Source organism: Paenibacillus sp. NPDC057886 (genome assembly GCF_042796655.1).
Lineage (GTDB): Bacteria > Bacillota > Bacilli > Paenibacillales > Paenibacillaceae > Paenibacillus.
Map to the genome: position 1 here is coordinate 77,650 of NZ_JBHVMZ010000004.1, position 18,471 is coordinate 96,120.

40 protein-coding genes are annotated in these 18,471 nt (G+C 34.9%); 1 reads left to right on the forward strand and 39 read right to left on the reverse strand.

The window, feature by feature from the left end:
• Positions 1–29 precede the first annotated feature (29 nt).
• From ACFVQB_RS14295 to ACFVQB_RS14390, 20 genes are all read right to left on the reverse strand, one after another.
• The gene (locus ACFVQB_RS14295) at positions 30–320 is read right to left on the reverse strand and encodes a helix-turn-helix domain-containing protein (RefSeq protein WP_379440044.1); all 291 of its coding nucleotides are present in this window, start codon (positions 318–320) and stop codon (positions 30–32) included.
• Between the two features lie 56 nt (positions 321–376).
• Entirely contained in the window at positions 377–547 is a 171-nt protein-coding gene (locus tag ACFVQB_RS14300) for a hypothetical protein (RefSeq protein WP_379440047.1), read from the reverse strand.
• A 12-nt stretch (positions 548–559) separates the two neighbouring features.
• Positions 560–1,006, reverse strand: a complete 447-nt coding sequence (locus ACFVQB_RS14305; RefSeq protein ID WP_379440050.1) for a hypothetical protein — start codon at positions 1,004–1,006, stop codon at positions 560–562.
• A 23-nt stretch (positions 1,007–1,029) separates the two neighbouring features.
• The gene (locus ACFVQB_RS14310) at positions 1,030–1,311 is read right to left on the reverse strand and encodes a hypothetical protein (protein ID WP_379440052.1); all 282 of its coding nucleotides are present in this window, start codon (positions 1,309–1,311) and stop codon (positions 1,030–1,032) included.
• A 34-nt stretch (positions 1,312–1,345) separates the two neighbouring features.
• Positions 1,346–1,558, reverse strand: a complete 213-nt coding sequence (locus ACFVQB_RS14315) for a hypothetical protein (protein WP_379440055.1) — start codon at positions 1,556–1,558, stop codon at positions 1,346–1,348.
• 28 nt (positions 1,559–1,586) lie between these two features.
• Positions 1,587–1,940, reverse strand: coding sequence for a hypothetical protein (locus ACFVQB_RS14320; protein WP_379440057.1), 354 nt, complete (start codon positions 1,938–1,940; stop codon positions 1,587–1,589).
• Between the two features lie 38 nt (positions 1,941–1,978).
• On the reverse strand, positions 1,979–2,746 hold the full coding sequence (locus ACFVQB_RS14325; RefSeq protein ID WP_379440060.1) for a SprT-like domain-containing protein: 768 nt from the start codon (positions 2,744–2,746) through the stop codon (positions 1,979–1,981).
• Positions 2,747–2,779: 33 nt separating this feature from the next.
• Positions 2,780–3,001: a hypothetical protein gene (locus ACFVQB_RS14330; protein ID WP_379440063.1), complete on the reverse strand. Its 222-nt coding sequence runs from the start codon at positions 2,999–3,001 to the stop codon at positions 2,780–2,782.
• A 34-nt stretch (positions 3,002–3,035) separates the two neighbouring features.
• On the reverse strand, positions 3,036–3,224 hold the full coding sequence (locus ACFVQB_RS14335) for a hypothetical protein (RefSeq protein WP_379440065.1): 189 nt from the start codon (positions 3,222–3,224) through the stop codon (positions 3,036–3,038).
• A gap of 42 nt (positions 3,225–3,266) precedes the next feature.
• The gene (locus tag ACFVQB_RS14340; protein ID WP_379440068.1) at positions 3,267–3,476 is read right to left on the reverse strand and encodes a hypothetical protein; all 210 of its coding nucleotides are present in this window, start codon (positions 3,474–3,476) and stop codon (positions 3,267–3,269) included.
• 33 nt (positions 3,477–3,509) lie between these two features.
• On the reverse strand, positions 3,510–3,743 hold the full coding sequence (locus ACFVQB_RS14345) for a hypothetical protein (protein ID WP_379440070.1): 234 nt from the start codon (positions 3,741–3,743) through the stop codon (positions 3,510–3,512).
• Between the two features lie 303 nt (positions 3,744–4,046).
• Positions 4,047–4,349 (reverse strand): hypothetical protein, encoded by a 303-nt coding sequence (locus tag ACFVQB_RS14350; protein ID WP_379440072.1) that lies wholly within the window; start codon positions 4,347–4,349, stop codon positions 4,047–4,049.
• A gap of 215 nt (positions 4,350–4,564) precedes the next feature.
• Positions 4,565–4,747, reverse strand: a complete 183-nt coding sequence (locus tag ACFVQB_RS14355; protein WP_379440075.1) for a hypothetical protein — start codon at positions 4,745–4,747, stop codon at positions 4,565–4,567.
• Positions 4,748–4,789: 42 nt separating this feature from the next.
• Positions 4,790–5,002: a hypothetical protein gene (locus tag ACFVQB_RS14360; RefSeq protein WP_379440078.1), complete on the reverse strand. Its 213-nt coding sequence runs from the start codon at positions 5,000–5,002 to the stop codon at positions 4,790–4,792.
• Positions 5,003–5,043: 41 nt separating this feature from the next.
• Positions 5,044–5,226, reverse strand: a complete 183-nt coding sequence (locus ACFVQB_RS14365; protein ID WP_379440081.1) for a hypothetical protein — start codon at positions 5,224–5,226, stop codon at positions 5,044–5,046.
• A 77-nt stretch (positions 5,227–5,303) separates the two neighbouring features.
• Positions 5,304–5,528, reverse strand: coding sequence for a hypothetical protein (locus ACFVQB_RS14370; protein WP_379440084.1), 225 nt, complete (start codon positions 5,526–5,528; stop codon positions 5,304–5,306).
• 25 nt (positions 5,529–5,553) lie between these two features.
• Positions 5,554–5,793, reverse strand: a complete 240-nt coding sequence (locus ACFVQB_RS14375; RefSeq protein ID WP_379440086.1) for a hypothetical protein — start codon at positions 5,791–5,793, stop codon at positions 5,554–5,556.
• 194 nt (positions 5,794–5,987) lie between these two features.
• Positions 5,988–6,350 carry a YhjD family protein gene (locus ACFVQB_RS14380; RefSeq protein WP_379440090.1) on the reverse strand — a complete coding sequence of 121 codons (363 nt, stop codon included), beginning with the start codon at positions 6,348–6,350 and terminating at the stop codon, positions 5,988–5,990.
• Complete coding sequence (locus ACFVQB_RS14385) at positions 6,350–6,700, reverse strand: YolD-like family protein (protein ID WP_379440092.1); 351 nt, start codon at positions 6,698–6,700, stop codon at positions 6,350–6,352. Before ACFVQB_RS14385 ends, ACFVQB_RS14380 begins: the two co-directional genes overlap by 1 nt.
• Complete coding sequence (locus ACFVQB_RS14390) at positions 6,697–7,938, reverse strand: DNA polymerase IV (protein ID WP_379440095.1); 1,242 nt, start codon at positions 7,936–7,938, stop codon at positions 6,697–6,699. Before ACFVQB_RS14390 ends, ACFVQB_RS14385 begins: the two co-directional genes overlap by 4 nt.
• A 190-nt stretch (positions 7,939–8,128) precedes the next feature.
• Here ACFVQB_RS14390 and ACFVQB_RS14395 point away from each other — a divergent pair, with 190 nt between their 5' ends.
• Complete coding sequence (locus ACFVQB_RS14395; RefSeq protein WP_379440098.1) at positions 8,129–8,422, forward strand: hypothetical protein; 294 nt, start codon at positions 8,129–8,131, stop codon at positions 8,420–8,422.
• Between the two features lie 301 nt (positions 8,423–8,723).
• Here the strand turns inward: ACFVQB_RS14395 and ACFVQB_RS14400 are convergent, their stop codons facing one another.
• The 19 genes from ACFVQB_RS14400 to ACFVQB_RS14490 all read right to left on the reverse strand — a co-directional run bounded on the left by ACFVQB_RS14400 (position 8,724) and on the right by ACFVQB_RS14490 (position 18,448).
• Positions 8,724–9,335 (reverse strand): DNA-processing protein DprA, encoded by a 612-nt coding sequence (locus tag ACFVQB_RS14400; RefSeq protein ID WP_379440101.1) that lies wholly within the window; start codon positions 9,333–9,335, stop codon positions 8,724–8,726.
• A 199-nt stretch (positions 9,336–9,534) separates the two neighbouring features.
• Positions 9,535–9,939, reverse strand: a complete 405-nt coding sequence (locus tag ACFVQB_RS14405) for a hypothetical protein (RefSeq protein ID WP_379440103.1) — start codon at positions 9,937–9,939, stop codon at positions 9,535–9,537.
• The gene (locus tag ACFVQB_RS14410) at positions 9,932–10,519 is read right to left on the reverse strand and encodes a hypothetical protein (RefSeq protein WP_379440106.1); all 588 of its coding nucleotides are present in this window, start codon (positions 10,517–10,519) and stop codon (positions 9,932–9,934) included. Before ACFVQB_RS14410 ends, ACFVQB_RS14405 begins: the two co-directional genes overlap by 8 nt.
• A gap of 19 nt (positions 10,520–10,538) precedes the next feature.
• The gene (locus ACFVQB_RS14415; RefSeq protein ID WP_379440109.1) at positions 10,539–10,721 is read right to left on the reverse strand and encodes a hypothetical protein; all 183 of its coding nucleotides are present in this window, start codon (positions 10,719–10,721) and stop codon (positions 10,539–10,541) included.
• Between the two features lie 101 nt (positions 10,722–10,822).
• A complete protein-coding gene (locus ACFVQB_RS14420; RefSeq protein ID WP_379440111.1) occupies positions 10,823–11,128 on the reverse strand; it encodes a hypothetical protein in 306 nt (101 codons plus the stop codon).
• A gap of 49 nt (positions 11,129–11,177) precedes the next feature.
• Positions 11,178–11,441, reverse strand: a complete 264-nt coding sequence (locus tag ACFVQB_RS14425; protein ID WP_379440114.1) for a hypothetical protein — start codon at positions 11,439–11,441, stop codon at positions 11,178–11,180.
• A gap of 11 nt (positions 11,442–11,452) precedes the next feature.
• Positions 11,453–11,902, reverse strand: a complete 450-nt coding sequence (locus ACFVQB_RS14430) for a macro domain-containing protein (protein WP_379440117.1) — start codon at positions 11,900–11,902, stop codon at positions 11,453–11,455.
• A gap of 252 nt (positions 11,903–12,154) precedes the next feature.
• Positions 12,155–12,433, reverse strand: a complete 279-nt coding sequence (locus ACFVQB_RS14435) for a hypothetical protein (RefSeq protein WP_379440120.1) — start codon at positions 12,431–12,433, stop codon at positions 12,155–12,157.
• A gap of 54 nt (positions 12,434–12,487) precedes the next feature.
• Positions 12,488–12,724 carry a hypothetical protein gene (locus tag ACFVQB_RS14440; protein WP_379440123.1) on the reverse strand — a complete coding sequence of 79 codons (237 nt, stop codon included), beginning with the start codon at positions 12,722–12,724 and terminating at the stop codon, positions 12,488–12,490.
• On the reverse strand, positions 12,721–12,933 hold the full coding sequence (locus ACFVQB_RS14445) for a hypothetical protein (RefSeq protein ID WP_379440126.1): 213 nt from the start codon (positions 12,931–12,933) through the stop codon (positions 12,721–12,723). The genes ACFVQB_RS14440 and ACFVQB_RS14445 overlap by 4 nt, the downstream gene beginning before the upstream one ends.
• A 95-nt stretch (positions 12,934–13,028) precedes the next feature.
• Positions 13,029–13,541, reverse strand: a complete 513-nt coding sequence (locus ACFVQB_RS14450) for a siphovirus Gp157 family protein (protein WP_379440129.1) — start codon at positions 13,539–13,541, stop codon at positions 13,029–13,031.
• A 77-nt stretch (positions 13,542–13,618) separates the two neighbouring features.
• A complete protein-coding gene (locus tag ACFVQB_RS14455) occupies positions 13,619–14,650 on the reverse strand; it encodes a hypothetical protein (RefSeq protein ID WP_379440131.1) in 1,032 nt (343 codons plus the stop codon).
• A 21-nt stretch (positions 14,651–14,671) separates the two neighbouring features.
• On the reverse strand, positions 14,672–14,959 hold the full coding sequence (locus tag ACFVQB_RS14460; protein ID WP_379440134.1) for a hypothetical protein: 288 nt from the start codon (positions 14,957–14,959) through the stop codon (positions 14,672–14,674).
• Positions 14,960–14,981: 22 nt separating this feature from the next.
• Complete coding sequence (locus ACFVQB_RS14465; protein WP_379440137.1) at positions 14,982–15,392, reverse strand: hypothetical protein; 411 nt, start codon at positions 15,390–15,392, stop codon at positions 14,982–14,984.
• A 31-nt stretch (positions 15,393–15,423) separates the two neighbouring features.
• A complete protein-coding gene (locus ACFVQB_RS14470) occupies positions 15,424–15,699 on the reverse strand; it encodes a hypothetical protein (RefSeq protein WP_379440139.1) in 276 nt (91 codons plus the stop codon).
• 44 nt (positions 15,700–15,743) lie between these two features.
• Positions 15,744–15,914, reverse strand: a complete 171-nt coding sequence (locus ACFVQB_RS14475) for a hypothetical protein (protein WP_379440142.1) — start codon at positions 15,912–15,914, stop codon at positions 15,744–15,746.
• Between the two features lie 723 nt (positions 15,915–16,637).
• The gene (locus ACFVQB_RS14480) at positions 16,638–17,084 is read right to left on the reverse strand and encodes a hypothetical protein (protein ID WP_379440145.1); all 447 of its coding nucleotides are present in this window, start codon (positions 17,082–17,084) and stop codon (positions 16,638–16,640) included.
• A gap of 9 nt (positions 17,085–17,093) precedes the next feature.
• Positions 17,094–17,807 (reverse strand): Gabija anti-defense Gad2 family protein, encoded by a 714-nt coding sequence (locus ACFVQB_RS14485; RefSeq protein ID WP_379440148.1) that lies wholly within the window; start codon positions 17,805–17,807, stop codon positions 17,094–17,096.
• Positions 17,808–17,860: 53 nt separating this feature from the next.
• Entirely contained in the window at positions 17,861–18,448 is a 588-nt protein-coding gene (locus ACFVQB_RS14490; protein ID WP_379440150.1) for a hypothetical protein, read from the reverse strand.
• Positions 18,449–18,471: the final 23 nt, after the last annotated feature.

The window sequence follows — 18,471 nt, forward strand, 5'->3', positions numbered from 1 at the left end:
TTACCATACATATTTTTATTCTTCAAGTATTATTTTTGTGTATTTAAATTAATCTCTAGCTCTATATCCAATGCTAGCATTAACTTAATCAATACTTCGATACTAGGAACATTATCATTCTCAGTCAATTTAATAATGGATACCTCACTAACCTGAGCTTTCAGGGCAAGATCCTTGTTACTAATTCCCTCGTCTTCCTGCTTTCTCAGTATGGCTACGGTTAGTTTGGCAGACAGTGAGATCATCTTTTTCCTAACTTCCGAAGCATAATTGAGTGATTCTTTAATCTCGGCCCATCTTTTATGACTTTTAACTTCCATTTTTCATCCTCATTTCTATATGATATCAACCTTTTATAGAGTTCTTCTTTAACGTACTAAACCGATTCTTTTCTTGCTCTGTTGAAATGCGCTCTGAACCGATCTAAAACCCAATCTCGGTCGTAATGATTTTCGTCAGCCACTTCATTACATGTCTGCAATACTTCATCTACAAGTTCGTCGATACGCTCTATAGCTTTTTTGTATAGCTTTTTATCGTCATTCAAACCAGCCACCCCCTACTTTTTGTCTTTAATCTTCAAGTTTCTATGTAACTCCAAATCAAGAGCTCCAAATACTTCTGATTCAATTTCATATTTCTTAGGCAATAAATCTTTGGGAGACCAATTTGAATAAACGTTTCTCATATGATCGCCAAAGATTGAATACATTTTCCATCCGAAACGTTCCATCTTTGCCATTGAGCCGTAGTCAATCTTAACGATTGCAGGGAAAACATCTACGTCTTGTTCCTCTTTAATCCTCTTGGCTAGTTTGTATGAAGTTTTGGTAATTAAAGCCTTATTCCCTCTACTCATATTCTGATTGACCAGAAGCTCCATGACTGGCTTCCACTTGTCGTTGTCGAACTCTTTTCTAATTTCTTCCCATAATTCATCATCTTCATCGCTGAGCCAATCCCAAGAATCAGCTTTAAGTTTCTTAAATAAATGGTAATGTTGCATTAAACAACCTCCTTTCTATTAGTCTACCATCTATAATTAATAGCTATATCGTGACCCAATTTCTCTAACTCATTTTTCATATGTGCTGCAAATTCTTCTGCTATTTTACCCGACATACCATATGATCCACTTAACCACACAATATTATCATCTTTAATTGATATATCTACCGCTGTCGACCACCCCCATGGTTGCTTGCTGTTTCCCAAAGTAAATGACAGCTCTTGAGGTAGGTTGTTTACTAGCTCATCAACTTCTTTATCTGTTATCTTTCTATCTGAGATCAAATCAATGCTCCAACCCATCTTAGCTAATCTCCTTTCCCGTAAAAGTAAACTTTTACGTAGACTTATAGATACTGTCCCGTTCAATCTTTAAAACAGTGCCGTTAATTAATTCCACTGTAATTTTAATTTTAGCCAGATTAATTTCTTCTTCATAGATAAGATCATAATTTTCAAGATACTCATTCAGGTTATCACTGTAAGCTCTTTTAACAATGCCCTCCCCAAATAATTTCTTAATATAATAGTCAATCTTTTCATTATCCATCTATATGCTCCTATCTATGAGAATGATTTTATTTGATTTTGCTCAATATTTCTCTGACAGTATTTTGTGCTCTTATGTATCCAATATCATCTTCATTCTCAACTTCAATTTCTTCGGAAGCAAATTGATAAAGTTTTTCTAGAGTATCTTTGGGAAGCACAACTGTATCTTTTTTCTTTCGCTCGCTTTTGGAGATAATCTGAATATTCTTTGAAAATTCATTTTCCACAGCAGCTAACCTAGTAATGTGATCATTAATTTTTTCTCTATCGTTATCACTTCCCCGTTGTATGAGAAATTTAGCCATGTCATCATAGCCCTTCAGCAGTAAACTAAATATCGTCTCTAATTGCGTTAATGCTTCCTTTTTCTTTGTATGCAAGTTGTCCCCCCCTAAATCCATATGAAAGAAAGATTTGATCAAGAATCTTCATTCGCTGCCTCTAGCTCTTCCTCTTCAAAATCCTTCAATTTCAAGTCTATTTCACTATATGTCATGTCTAATTCATGATGCAAAACCTCAGATATATCGTCTCGATCTCCAATCTCACCACTTAAATAGCTTCCTCGACTGCTAATTCTAATTGCTACTCTTGCAAGTGGCTCAAGTTTATAACCATACCACTCACACATCATATCTGCGATATCACCCGGATAAATTGTGATATCTTCTTCACGTTCATTATGGGCACGTATTAAAGTATTCGCCAAATCCCTTTTAAAATCTTCTCCGTTTTTCCGGTGATGTCTTAATCGTGCAGTTATAATACCTTCTTCATTTTCCTCGATAATTTCAAAGCGCTCGTCTTTTTTCCGTTTCCATGCTGCTTTTGCCGCCAATACAGATTGTTCATCAGAATTATGTTGTTTCCCTAGACCGACTCTAATCAGTTCTCTAGCAAACCTTTCATCTGAATCACGAAACCTTTGACCTGTTGTATGTAAGTACCAATGAACCAGTTCATGCAATAGTATTTTTTTAATTTCTCTCTCACTTTTTCTTTTGTTCACTTGGCTACTGAATACAATTGTTTCAATATCGTTGCAATAATATCCAACATTTCTCTTCCAATCGAAACTGTCTCGTTCCAAATCAATTTCAATTTTGGGAATGTGTTTAAGACCCCAATGCTTCTTAACTAACATAGCTGCATTTTTGTTTAACCAATCTAATGACACATCTGGCATGCTATCACTCCATTTCTATGTAAAAGGAAAATTTCACTTAAACGCAAATGACACCGAACTAAATTCACCATTCAAAAAACTTGGCGCTGACTCAATAAACTCATCCCAAACGTGTACAGTTAATTCATAATGAAATTTTTGTTTTTGTACATTTGTTACTATTCCAATTGCTCGTTCTTGATGAATGAAAGGTTTATCAACAAAAGAATTTAAATCTGCATCACTGCATTTAGGTATGTTAAATATCAACTTCATAGATACCGTTCTCCCTCCTTGTAAAATGTACGTTTCATTGACCTTCAGAAATACTCCATACTAATACTGAGCAATTAGGAATAGTTGCCGCTAATTCACTTGCTTTAATAAAATCATCAAATATCTCGGCCTCTTGCCATCTAGCACTTCTATCAAATTCCAAGGAGTAATCAATACTTGTTACGTAATCTCCATTTGAGTATTTTATTACATAGCCAACCATTTAGCGATTCCTTCTTTCATGTAAAATATTTATTTTTACCTACTACTTTTCATCCTCATAGACACACTTAAGCATCCAAGAGTCGAACTCTTCTTTTAATTGTCTATAATCTTCAATCAATTTGTCAGAAACATCTTTGTTAGGATTCTTATTGACAATGGTGTATTCAATAATTCTTCTTTCTGATTCACGTAGTCTGGTTTCCATATCTTTTAACTGACCGTACAAATTACCAAGCCCATGTTTAATCAAGTTGTTCAATCCCTTCTCTAGGAAAGTCATATTTTACTTAGATTCGATAAGCGTAATTACATGTTTTATAAACTCATCTACCTTCATGTAATATATCTTCAGCCAATCTAAATTTATTTTGATTCCATACTTATTATTTAACTCTAAAGTGATCTCCTCAATGGCATGGTCATCACAATACTCACTCATTAATTCTTCCTCATCCATAAATTCCACTTGGATTTCTTCCAATTCGTTCAATATTTCTTCATACAGTGACTGATCCATATTTCACCTTCTCCTTTTTAAATCAACAAACAGACCAGCGCTTCTCTAAGAACGTATTATTTTATAAAAACTTATACCGATAAATTCGCTTGATTGTTACAACCCTTACACTCGATTGTTAATACTCCATTGTAATCATTGAAAGAAAAATAAAAATTCTCAATTTCATGAATATTGAATGTTATTTCACCATGAATTGTATACAAACAATCCTTTCCTGCAACTTTGAATTCAGACTCTTGCCCACACGAACAGTTTAACTTCAAATAGACACCTTCTTTCTTTTTTAATCAAACTCACATTTCATCTGTATCTTGGTTCATAATGATATTCATCCACGACTCTTTGACCATAGGAGAAACTTCCATTGGTACAAGTTATGTCAGCATAAAGCCATTTCCGATTTTTCACTTCTTTTTTTAAATTGTTTAAGGAGTCAGAAGCGATGATAATACCATTGAAATGCTTGGCTTGATATTCATATTCCCACATAGTTTCTGGATTTACATCTACCACAGACTTTCTTGCTTCAGCTTTATTCGTTTTGTTCTCTTCGTAATAATTTATCCAATACTGCTTCTCTTCTTCAGACATTGATTGGTTCAACTCAACCAACTCCTCTTTTAATCAAACTTACTTACTTTCATGATCTTTTGCTTTCTCCGTAAAAACCTGCATATATACATACGAATACGAATGTAGTGGAGTAAACCCATCTGCCACCCAATCTACTCCCATCTCTCTAACTCTTTTTTTTCTGCCTCTTTTTCAACATCTTTTAGAAATTCATTTGTCACTGCCAACACTCCTTTAAACTCAAACTATTCAACTAGCTCCCATTCTTGATTTATGTATCCAAATTGAAACTCATCTGTGGGATACCACGTCTTGCCTTGATTTTCAGAATCAACTAGTGTGTTCCCCTCTTTCTTAAACCAGTTCCCATAACTGTCTTTTACTATGTGCCCTAAATTCATCATATTAAATGCTTCGAAAATATTCATTATATTCTCCTATCCTTATGAAAGATTCGTTTTACCAACAGTTTATGTATTAACGAAGTTCCGAAAAATAAATTTCTCTTCTTCGTTAGGTTCTCCAGCAAGATCCCATCGGTCATTATCTAAAAGTTTTGCTATGAATCTCTTTTGAGCAGTTGTTGGCAGTAGTCTAAAAGCTTCTTCAATCATTAAATCATAATCAGCTTGGTCAACTCTACTCCATAAATCAACGAGGATTTCTCCACCTTTTTTACTCATTTTTAATCCTCCTTTCCAATCTTCTATGCCCATTTGGACTGTTACTTCTCATTCCAGCGAGCTCCCCAATCTGATTCCCCACATTTAACACAAACATAATCACCAGTTGATGACCCTTTTTCGTATTCTCTTAATAAGTATGGGTGATCACAGGATTCATCTCCGTGCTTTTCCTTCCATTGCTTTCTGATTTCCGCAGCTTCTTTAGTTCGAATATTGTCCACGTCTATCACTCCTCGAATTTAGTTTTGTGTGATATTTAATTATATGAACAAATACGCAAAAACTATACTTAATGAAACTACTCTTTCATACCAACTTCGTTGTCACTTACGATAAATCCGCCATCTTTTAGATCACATGCAAATACAAATCCCTCGTGACTCTCTACTCCGATTTTACAGCCATCAATTAGAACAATCTTCGCACTACAGGGAAACGTCTCATCGTCAATCCAATCAACTGTAGCTCCAACTATGTATGCTTTACCATTTTCATCTTTGTGTCCGGTATCGAAACCAATCATGCTATTTCATCTCCTCGTTATCAAATTAGCCGTATCCGACCTGTTCCCCATCCATGAAGCGTTTTAAGTCATCAAAGAATTGGTCAGCAGAATCAAATTCATTATTTCCGATCCTAACTGCTATTGCATCAGCAAAGTCCTCAGATCTAGTATCAATTCCTTGTGCTTCCATCCATTCATATAATTCAGAGAGAAGTTTCTGTTCCTTAAATTTAACAGCCATATGTTGCTCAAATGTTTTAATAATTCCCTTAGTAACCTTCAAGACATCTATCTCCTTTCTCCGTGAAAGACTAATTTTACTTTCTCTTATTACCATTATAATCCTTTGACCATCCTGTTCAACACCATATCTCATGTATAAAAGAACTGTGCCTCTTGTTTTTAACAATTTATCACTTGTTATTTTATAATTTAATTTTATTATTTTTACTCTTAAAAGTCAAGTAACAAATCAATTCAAGTTTTAGTTAAATCTATTTTCATGTAGTCCGCTAACATTACTAATACATCTGTTCTAACCCTGCTCATTAGCGGATTCATTTGATGCTGATATTTACGGATTGAGTAGGAAATAAACAAATTGTCTTTAGTTCTTTTCTGTTCGATAATTTTAATGTCACGGTCTCTTAGTGTTTTCTTCAGCTCATATATATCAGCGGTTATTCTATCTTGTAATGCACTCAAATATGATTTTAATTCTTTTTTTAATATGACACTGCTCTCATCTATCCTCTTCTTGTCTTCCTCTATGACATCTAACAATAACGGCATCTCAGCATATTTTTTCACCAACTCCAACTCTTCAGCACTTTGTTTCATTATTCAAATACTCCTCCTTTTAATCTAACCGCAATCAGTTTCGGTATATCAATCCACTCGTAATTGTCTTCCCATTCAACTCTTATTTTCTTCCCTATTTCATTAATATTTGAAATTATTCCGCAGACCAGTCTTATCGCATTCGAATCAAACACTTCAAATTCAGCCTCTTCTGTATATCTGTATGATACTCCAATATTTTGGTAAATAATTTCTAACTCGTCTTCGTGTAAAAGAGGCTTAGTTAGATCGTTATCTCTTGATCGATGCTCAATGATTCTCTCTTTATGCTGTGGTAACATCATACGGTTTGATTCCCACAATCCATTCGCTTCAAGTTTTTTACTCATTTATAGTGCCCTCCAATTTTATTTGATCTGTCGATTGCTTGACCAGCAGAGGTGATGGAACTCGCTCGTAGTATAGCAATGTCGCCAAATCGATCCTTGATGTCATCCATTACCTTATCAATCGCACGTTTTTGTTCCTGATCATCAAATAAAGACAGTTGATATGTCTCAGCATTGGAAAGGTTGGACAGAGATATCCCAACTCTTCGAACAGGTTGACCGTCCCAGTGTTGACGAAAAATACGCTTAGCTATATTGCAAACATCAACTGTTATGTTGGTGGGATCTTGCAACTTAATTTGTCGACTGAAACCTGTAGGATGATCAAAATCTGCTCCCGATAAACTCATTGTAACTACACTACCCATTAATCCCTTTTTACGTGTACGTCTACAAACTTCTGTACATATATCCTGAATGACTACTTCAATCTCCCAAGCTTCTGTATAATCCCTAGGCAGCGTCATACCGTTCCCAATATCCTTTTGTACACTATGGGTATTTATGGTTACAGGAGAGTCATCCAGTCCATTTGCTACTCTCCAAATAACCTCTCCGTTTACGCCCCATTTGCTTCTCAATTTTGACAGAGGAGTATTCGCAAGCTGTCTTATTGTTCGAATGCCCATTTTCCACAGGTGCTTTTCCATCCTAGACCCAATACCCCACATATCACGGATAGGCTTATCACCTATATGATCATGAAGTTCTTCTTTTTTAAGGAAGAATACTCCACCTTCAATTTTCTTTGCGATCATGTCGCAGCAAAGTTTACTCATCACTTTGTTGGTCGAGATACCTGCTCTGGCATACACTCCCGTAGCATTGTATATCTTGTCTTGGATCTGCCTTGCTAAATCAATTGGGTCATTACCGAAAAGATGTAGAGATCCGGTCACGTCCGCGAAAAGTTCATCGATGCTATAGGGTTCCACTAAGTCAGTAAACTCCTCAATAATGGACATGATTTGTGTTGAAACCTCTATATATTCTTGCATATGTGGTCTTACAATAATCAGCTCAGGGCACTTTTGAAGTGACTGCCATAATGGTTCAGCGGTTGACACGCCTTTTGCTTTAGCTAGAGGACATGCAGCAAGTATTATTCCTGATCGTCTTGCTGGATCTCCTGCAACTGCCAATGGTTTGTCTTTATATTGTGGCATTTTAGCCTTTTCAACACTGGCATAAAACGACTGCATGTCAATTAACATGATTGTCCGCTCTTTTTTACCCATTAAAATCACTCCTATATACAAATTAAGAACGTTTGTTTGTATTAGTATTATACACCGAACAGACGTTCCTTATGCAACAGGTATTTTCTAACTTTCTTTGTGAAATGAAAGACCTTCCAAATCAAACTACGATTATTCTCGACAAAGTAGGGGATTCTAAATAAGAAAAAAATTTAGGAGGAATATTTCAATGGCAATAATTGATATTACAGATCACGTTGTTGACTATTTAAAATCAACTTTTGTGGGAAAACGAGTTTCAGAAAATGGCTTGGAAATTGATAAAAGCGTAAATTCACTAGGAGTTGGAGATAGAACTAATGCTTCCGGCAGCATGACAATAAGTTCTTTTCAATCCCATGATGGCAAAATCGAAAAGGCCCCCATGTTTGATGGCTATGGATATCGAGCCGAACTGAATGTTGTTTATGGCTTTGATGCTCAAACAAGTGCTGAAAATACACCATCCCCGGTGGAGTTTTAATTGACCATCCTTGGGGAAGTATTCACCCAGCAGGTGAAATTGAATTTCACTTTCATGCAGGTGAGGATAGTAACTGGACAGTAGAAATAACACGAATGACAGTGACTACTGGGGGAAGTGACAGACCTAATGACTTTATTAGAAAACATGTTGCAGAACAATATCGTGAGATTATGAAGACACTTCTAAAAGAAGCAGTAAACAGCTCCCCAGTTCCAGTTAACAGTTAACTAAATTGACTTACACCCTATAAAGATTATTAATTTAGGTGTAAGTCAATTTTCTATAAAGCCCAATTTTATCAAAAATACTTGCTCATTAGATCTTCAATATTCATTTCTATGTCCCACCAAATCTTACCCTCTTTTATTTCTGGATCTTTTTGAAGATTCATTTCATTGTCTAATTTAGAAACATTTTGACCATAAACCTTCCCATAATTCATACCGTACCTTGTACCACCCTCAATTACTCCTTGATTTTTCACTGTAACGACTTTTGGACACAGTGCGGCTAGTAGCCGATCACGTTCAATCAAACGCTTGGAGAACTGACTCAATCCTCTCTCAGTGCTTTCAAGTGACTTTGTAAGGTATGGATGAATAATGCATCCATTGTTTCTAATTTCTTCAGCAAAGGTACGGTTTTTCCATGGATATATATCTTGCTCAATAGGCGTGTTTACAATTGCGACCGTCTTCCCTTTTCCAGTTATAGCTCCTTTATGAGCGGCTGCATCAATACCCTCTGCTAACCCAGAAACAACTATGTATCCATGTCTTACTAAATTACAGGCGAAATCATGTGCAGTCTTTAATTCATCTGAACTTGCTTTTCTTGGACCAATAACTGCAACCCATTTGTCTCTTTGAGTAAGATCCATATTCAAACCTGATATTTTAATTATGATCACTCCTCATGAATTGTTCATATCATTAAGATAATTATGACAAAACCTAAATATCATTTGACAATACAAGTGTTCGTATTTCCATTTTTTTTATTAAGGCATAAATAGCACTGCTCACAATTCCCAAAACTGCAAACACATCAATATCAAAATTAAAACTGAAGTTCATATATATCCCCTTTTTCTACGTAAAGTATGTATTTCAAAGACTTTTTAAATTTCTACCACAAACAGGACAGTAGTTTATCTTTACACCATAAAGTGAGTGGGGTGCACTTCCCCCAGCAATACTGTCTTCTAAGTAATTTACATTGTTAATAAACACACTATAATTACTTAACTGAGCCTTCATTAAGGGTTCTCTATCAGTAGAAATTTTATCAATGCAGTATCTACAATTTTCATTACATTTATCTTTACCCTTAATTTGCTTATCCAGTTCGTTTGATACTTGATAAAACTCATCAGCAATACTTTTGAGATCCTCGGCGCTCCATGTGTTATTTGTTAAGCTGATTTTGCTAATAAGTCGATGTGGGAATCCTATTTGTTTTACTATCCTCCCCTTTATAAATCTACCGTCAACCTTTATCTCATTGCTAAACATGCATTGCTTCCTCATCAGTCACCCACTCAAGGTAATTTGTATGATCTCTATCTTTCTTATGTTTAAAGCCCAGCTTCGCAAGAACATAATCATAATAAGCTCTATAGTTGTAATTATCTGTTCTAATGTCCTTACTTAGATACGAAATGTTGTCAGAGGGGTGCTTGTAATAATTAACTCTCAAGAAGTATCTTTCTCCAAACCTATCTCCACCCAGTGTTCTAATGCATAATTCTGCGTATTTATTTTCTGCTTGAGGAATCCAAACATAATGATGTGAGTGGAAACTTCCGTCTGGATCTCTTCTCATTTTTTTAAACTGATAAAGGCAGTCATCTTTAACCTCGTATGTATATCGATCTGTATTGGGAACATAGTTGAAGCTCTTTGGGATTTCGTATTGAACACCATTAATATCTACTGTTTTAAGTTTACTGTTTAATCGTCGCTCTTCCTCATCGATCTTATGTTTCAACTTGTATATCTCTTCGCCAATACCTTTTTTTGCTATTTTGCTATTTACATTCCTGTAATCCATTTTTGCTTGTTTATACTCATTTTTCATCTCTATTAGCTGCATTTTCTACCTCCTGTTATTTTTAATCTTCAGTGAATCCTTTGCACTCATTAATCTCATAGGTATCTTCAAAAGCGCGCCGAATGATTTCATCTGGATTGCCACACGTTTCGTAGCATTCATATACATCTTGCTGCATTGGATCTCCACATTCATGCCAAAAGTGTTTACATTTTATACAGATGCTATCTGTGTTTACTTTCATCTAACTTCAACCTCCCTCATACTCTCAATTTCTCTCGTTTGCTACGTTATACGACCTATCATTTCTTTGTGAAACACGCATTTCGTATGGTTTCTATTTTTCTACTCATTGAAATTAAGACTTATAGAATGTGATCCATAACCATCATCTCTGAGAACTGCCTCTTCGAATACTCCTCCGTCATGAATCTCGTTAGTGTCACACCATATCTCAACGATCTTTCTGCCTTTAAACTTATTTAATTTTGTCCATACTTCTCTCGTATCGGTATCTGTAGTAATTCGGCAACCACCATCACATGATGTTATATTTATAATTTGTAAGTTATTCATATGTTCATTTTCTGGCGGTAACGATATTTGTCGAAATCCAGATTGATAGATAAAGAATAGCGGTTTCTCGGTCATTGATATCTCCTCTTTCTCATAAAATAGACCTTTCATATGGTATTAGTAGTCAAACTTTGCTTGACCGATTTCCTAGAAAACAATCTCCGACACACTTATGTATTTTACTTTCAATATCCATTTCACTATCGGCATCCCACTGGTTTCGGTATATACTTTTCCAACCCATGAACCATTTCTGCTTCTCAAAAATCCTTAATTTATAGACAGTTTTATAGAAATTCATACCATTAATTCTTCTTGTATTTACACGCTCTTCTTTTACTTCCAGCCTGTATTTCTTTCCATCTTCACTCCAATATTTCTTATACAAACTCTTTCACCTCACAATCGATATAGTGTCACTTCATAATCACTGAATACTTCTTCAATAATCTCATAAACAACTTTCCAGTCTCCATTAGCTAATCCACAACCAATGTTATATGGTAACGCCACACTATAACCAAACTTTTTTGCTCGTAACTTCAGTGATTCAAGCGCAGTTTTCAATGCATTATAATCTGTATATATGATATTTTTATTTCTTCCATATGTAGTCTGTCCGAATAAATTTGCAACAACTCTCTTTTCGTTTACCTTGGTCGTCCAACATAGGCCCAGTAATCTATCACCATATTCATGACATGCCAACTGGTAAAACGGATAAGCATCTGGGTACTTCTGTTTGATTGCTTTGGCAATTCCAGAGCCCCATACGCCCTTGGTATTTGTTTGGTGTCCAATGATGCCCTCCTGTGCAGTGAGGAGGTCTCCTTCAATTAACTTGATCATCTTCAAACCACTCCCTACGATATTTTAATAGAACTTTAACAACAAGTACTGCAATCGTCATACTAAAACTAAATACCAACATAATTTTCCATGGATGAAAGGGAAGTCTAACGTCTGGATTTACTGTTTCGATCAGTAAAAAGAACATTATTACAGACAAACCAATTAAATTTACCTGAAGCCACTTCTTTAACACTCATTCCCTTCTTTCTTTTGCCTATGAAACGTGCCTTTTACAATGAATTATTAAAACTATACGACTCTTAAATTCTCCGGTTGGAAAATTGCAACGTGTGGCTTTAATGGCATTAAATTATTTTGTTTGCATTCCCAATAGAAAGCTGCATGCAATTCTTCATCGAGTACAAATGACACCCCAATGTGAGTTGCCTCATTGGAGGTTAGATTGTCAAGAATTTGAACTGTTCCAACCTTGTCTAGATACTTACTATGTGAAGGTGGACAATTTTCTGTATTTTCAATTAAAACCCTATTGTTTCTTTTAAAACCTACATCATCCAGTTGACTCATACACACTCTCCTTTCTTTATGAAACAGATCTTTTACAATAAAATTCTATTATATTTACTCTTCACTGTCTTTCTCTAAAGCATCCAGTGCGGATCTCACCCTTTGTACGGCTTCGTCAAGTACTTGCTGTGCCCAATACTCCAAAGGATAGTGTCCAATAAATTCTTCATCTTCATTTAACATCTCTGCAAATGAAGAATGGCTAACGATTACTCTTACTAAGTTCTCCTCTAAAGGCGTTGCATCGGTTATGTACTGGATTAACATTTCAGCATAAATATGATTACTCAATGCACTTGCCCTCCTAGCTCTTTTTTATGTTTAATATCTGCTACCTCAGGGAAAATTGCCACGAATAAATCTATTACATCTAAATTTTTGCGCTCCCCATTAGTTGTGATGTAGAAGCCAGGGTTTTGACTGTTCTTAGTTACTTTTATGCCCAATTCTTCAGCTAATATCATCATCTTTTCTAAATCAACTGGTTTGCTGTCTTTCAATTTATGTATCGCCTCCTAATAAAAATAGTGGTATAACAACTTGTTAAAGTCATCATATCACTATTTTTAATATTTGTATATATATTTATTCTTAATTAACTGATTCTTAAATGTTTTTTGTCACTTACAAGTACTACACCTTCAACTTTTACGCCATTCTTCATATCAGCCAGCAGTCCCTTGCTATCAATCTTAGGTTCCTGTTCAGCTTTATACTTACTTGGGATCTTAGATGCATCAATAATGTTAACAGAAGGTGGACTTGTCTGTAATTTCACTTTAAAAGTTCCGGCGTTTACATGGTCAATTTTGTTCACTTCAAGAACACTTTGAGTATAACTCTTTAGTCCTTCGAACTTATTCGTTAAATAGCCCCGTTTCTTTTTTAGTCGATCTTCTTCTTCTTTAAATGCCTTAATGTCGGCTTGGATGTTCTTTAAAAACTTTGCAATATTTTCTACTTTATTCCCGAACTCATCCTCTATTGCCTCTAGAGTATCAATGTACATTTGCAAATCATCTTCGGCATTTTCATCGCTCTCAAGTGCTGCATCTATGAATTGATTAAACGTCTTATACTTTTCCCCTAGTGCATACAATTTACTCATTAAAATTTCCTCCTCTTTTATGTATCGCTGCGCCTTATTTCAAGTAAAATCTATGTTTCATGGACATTTTTAAAACTCTAGATTAACTTACTAGACATCTCGATTATCAATTTGAGCTTTTCATCTTTGGAGATATTTAATTTATTGATCATTTCAATTTTTGAATCGGTTCTAAAGTTGCTTTTCAGGATGAATTCTTTTTGATACTTAAAAGGAAAATTCAGATAATAGAAATCCCCATACTGATTGTCTGTCATCTGATCTTTAAATTGTTCAGCTAAATCAGAATTTGTACTGATAAGTGAAGCATTATTTTTAACAAACACCCTATGTACCTCAAATAACTTCTTCTTTGGCAGATAATTGAATAGTTCCTTTGCTTGCTTGTCACTGATCTGTTGGTAGTCTTGAATCTTGAAAAAGTATTCCGACTGACTCTCTTTCTTAGCTATGGAATCAATTATCAGTTTGAAATATTCATCTTGAATCAACAGTGGGTTTAGCAAAAGTAGATTCCATGGTATTTCAACATACGATTCCTTTTCAAATAAATTTTCTAAGTTACCTTTGTGGCGACTAATGTAAGTATAATGAAACCCCATATTATGATCATAGATACAACCATTACACACATACATCTTATGAAGTTTACTAAAAATCATATTTAACTCATCTTTACCATAGTCAAAGGGGAGCTTGTAGCTTTTTGCCCATTGCGGATATTCAATATCAAAAAGGTCAAACAACGCAAAAATTTTATCTTTGTCTGGATAGTATTTCACAATTAATTTAAACCACTGTGGAACTTCATCATTGTGCATTCCATCAAAGCTAATTGAGATTGATTTAAGGTCTAAATGTTTTATCAATTCAGAGATGTTTTCTTTATTTATCTTAGACTTAAGAGCCTCAAACAATCCAATCTGTTCAAGCTTCTTGCTTGATAGTCTCAAATCAGTGATTTTTTGCTGGTATAACTTGTTCATTTCTTTTAGCGATTCCAATTCATCAGAATGCTCTTTTACTCTCTTTTCAACCTCTAAATTTACCAGTGCCATAAATCTACTCTCAAAACCCTGCTCATTCTCATCTTCATAATTTGAATACAATTCAGATCTCTCCTTAGTAAATTAGTTTTCATCAAACTCGTTTTCTAACCTATCCAATTCTGACACAGCTCGTTTAATCTGTTTATTTAAACTTTCAATACGTTCATTTAATTCTGCTTTTTCTTTTGCAATTATTATTTCAAATGCTTCTGTACTATACGCTTGATCGTTATAAATAACCCAATCATTACGTAGTTCCGAACCAGACATAACACAACTTCCTTCTTCAAACTGTTGTTTATAGAAGAGAAGCTGTTCTTCAATTGATTTACTATCCATCTCTTTTGCTCTGATTATAATAGTATTCACCACCCTTCCTCCTCTCGGTAAATTATCCCCACAGTTCCTCATTTGAAAGTTGAACGATTCTATCTCTCCGAACATTCCCATCTTTAACAACAAAGTGATAGAACAATATATTTTGATATTCATATACAAAGTAATATGCATGGCTCATTTCTTCTTTTAGTAATCTACATTCATCGTAGACAAGTCGAAGCATCATTTTAAACCAGTCTTTTTCATCATAACTTGCCCAGATCCATCCATACCCCATACCCTCAATATCCATCCATGTAACAAGGTTTTGATCACTCATATCATCATGATAAGTGGTGTTTATTTCTATGTAATCATAAAAGGATGTCATCATTTTTAATTCAAGAATTACTTTATGATCTAATTGTCCATGTTTGATTATTTTTCTGTCTCTTTGTTTCAACTCATTAAGAACATGCTCCATTTCCTAACTCCTTTCTGTCCCAATGAAATTTCTATTTTATATTGATTGTCATTTCGTATTGGTTTTTCTTAATTAACTCAAATGTCAAATACGTTTCGCCTGTGTACCTTAATAATTCGCTCATATCAATACCTTCTGGAAAAGCATTGTCATTCCATCTGTTCCCATCGTCCAAACCAATGAGCAGACAATCTCCTTCGTTGTTGTAGCAAGAAATTAAGTAAGGAGTCTCACCAATAATCACTACATCTCCTGCTTCTAGAGCGATAGGTGTTAATTGAGCTACTTTTCTTTCAATCTTAACCATCTATTCCTCTTCCTTTCTAAATGAAATTGCGATTTCATCAAGATTTAATCTTCTTGTATGTATTCAATCTCTTCGTTTAACTCATAATCAAACTCCCATTCGACAACGCCTTCTAGGTTGAACAATTCATGATCAATCTGTCCGATAATATTATCTTTATGTCCCAATTCTTCTTCGTCAAATATGATGTACCCTCTGATGATTGCTTTTCTCATACTCTTAACTCTCCTTTATCACGACTTGGCTTGAAAACAGTGAAAATCATCATCACACGAAAAATGTTCTTCAGTTTGAATACCTTTTACTTTACATATGCCTTCACTCTGAAACTTACCATGTGTATTATCATCTTGATAATGTATACAAAAGTCACAAATCGCACCGACCATCTTACATTCACTATCGCAGAATACAGACACTTTAATCACCCTTCCCATAAACAGAGCAGTAACCTTCGACATACATCTTGAAATTTATGTAGAGTTCTTCAATCGATTCAGCATGACTATTAACATTAGGTAAAGAATATAGAAACTTCTTTTGATAATTCGTATTAAAGCCATTGTCGTCCATATAATCCTTGAATGATAATAGCAATGATTGAAGATAGCCTCTTTCTTCTTTTTTACTTTCGCAGCGTTGAGTTTGCATATGTAAGAAGTACCATTTGTTCTTTCTGTCGTAAACTATTTCAATATCATTTAATGTATACATATTAGCTTCGTTAGAACGATTATCTATCGATGACTTTACGCCCCAAATGTGCTTAAGTCTTCCCTGATTGTATTCATTGTCAGCATAGTCTGGATATTTCATTTTGCAGTGCGATACGTCAATCCATCTTGTTGTAGCATAATAAAAGTCTTTCAAATAGTTGTTTGCATTTTTAACTAATTTCTTAATAAAGATCTTACCCCTCTCTAAATGAAATCACGATATCATTTAAGATTTTCAACTTCACTAATTAGCATTTTTTTATACTCACTCAGTGTAACAATATGAACGTGTGTGTCTGGTTCACTGTGATAATATCCGCTTTCATCGTCAATTTCGAATTCCCGCTCAGGATCATAGCAAGTGTAGTGTACAAATGTATTAGGGAATTTCATAATACTCTTATCGTATTTCTTGATATAGCCACCATATATACTTTCCTCTTCGTGTCGATTCATATCTTCAATGCTTTCAAAGTCCAGTACTTCAGCATCTTCGACTGACAAATGTACACCTCTACGTTTGATTTTGCAGTAATTGAATTCGTAACTCTCAGCTTGATGTTCATAATCAAATTTCTGTCCATTGCTTGTTTCCCATTTCACTTCCACATGTTCACCGACTTGTACACTTTCAAAAACCGGAGTTTTGATCTCTATTTTCTTAGTCATAAAATCCCCCTATGATCCAAAATGTCTATCTGCTTTATTACTATTCAAAATCTCAATTTCCTTATCAGTAAAACCTACGCTATGTAATTTCAATAACACCTTACTCATTTCTTTTTGTGTTATAGTCATCCCACGCTGGATAAATCGCGGAACCCGAACAATAGTCCCAACAATGTCTCGTGCTCTCTGTTCGTTGTAAACCAATGCGTTTCCCTTCAGGTAAGTCCAGTCACTCAACGTATACACTCTCTTATTCTTCCAGTAGAACTGATTGTGTTTGAAATCAAATTCCATAATCACTTCTTGCGGATCTCCCACCCACTGAGTAATAATCTGATACTTGCCAATAGAAATTGCATTGTTTGTGATGATTAAAGGCAAGTCGTGATATGTTCCACCACTTATATCACTGCCATGATATCCAGCACGTTCAATAAAATATTCTCTAAGCTCATCAACGAGCGATTGATTTACCAAGAAGAAATCGTAATCCTTTGGCTGCTTGTCATGATATAGACTATAGATGCATCCACCTGAGATATAAGCCTCACCTTCAAACCGCTGCCACATCTGAGTTGGTAGTAATTTGATCAATTCATTTTTAACTTCTCTTAAGTGATTACTAATGTCGTTCAATTTTTGCTTATGTATTTCTTCGCTACCTCTATGTATTGTCTTTCTAAATAAATTACTCTTCAATAATAACCGCTTAAATACGTTCAACAACTCAGCTCCATTTCTATTTAAAATTCTCATTTCATGAGGTATTCTATGTATTAATCTAGTGACTGCATTTGGCTATTCAATCTGTCGATTTGTTCTTGAATGTATCTTTTCTGGGCTTCTTTTTGTTGGGCTTCGGCATCGTTTTTATCTCCATTCCAATTATCTTGAAGTTTCCACATGTCTTTTTCATACCCACCAAACGAATCTGTTGCCACTGTCTCATGTCTTTTTACGGTGACATTGGGAACATACCAATCACACCCTACTCCGCAACATTTATACCTATAATCAAATCCAATATCAGACTCTTCGCAAGTACAATAACTGCCCCGCATATCGTCGCTTAGTTCAATTGTATAAATAAAATTCAGATGCCTATCCCATTCACATTGATCACTGCCTCCATCACTTTTTTCGAAAAATTGAACATCTATTCCTTCAGATTCATAAAGTGAATAATGTCCTTCCGAAGAACTATAGAATGTAAACGAAAAATTATATTTCTCGCACTCTTCAAACAATTGTTTCAATTTATCGCTCATCTGTTCTATGGTGCGGTAATAACCCGCCACCTTTGAACTTTCTAAGTCTTCACACTCAGACATAAATTTTTTAAGTTTGTTGAAGAACAACTCCATATAAATCATCACTCCAAGTTATT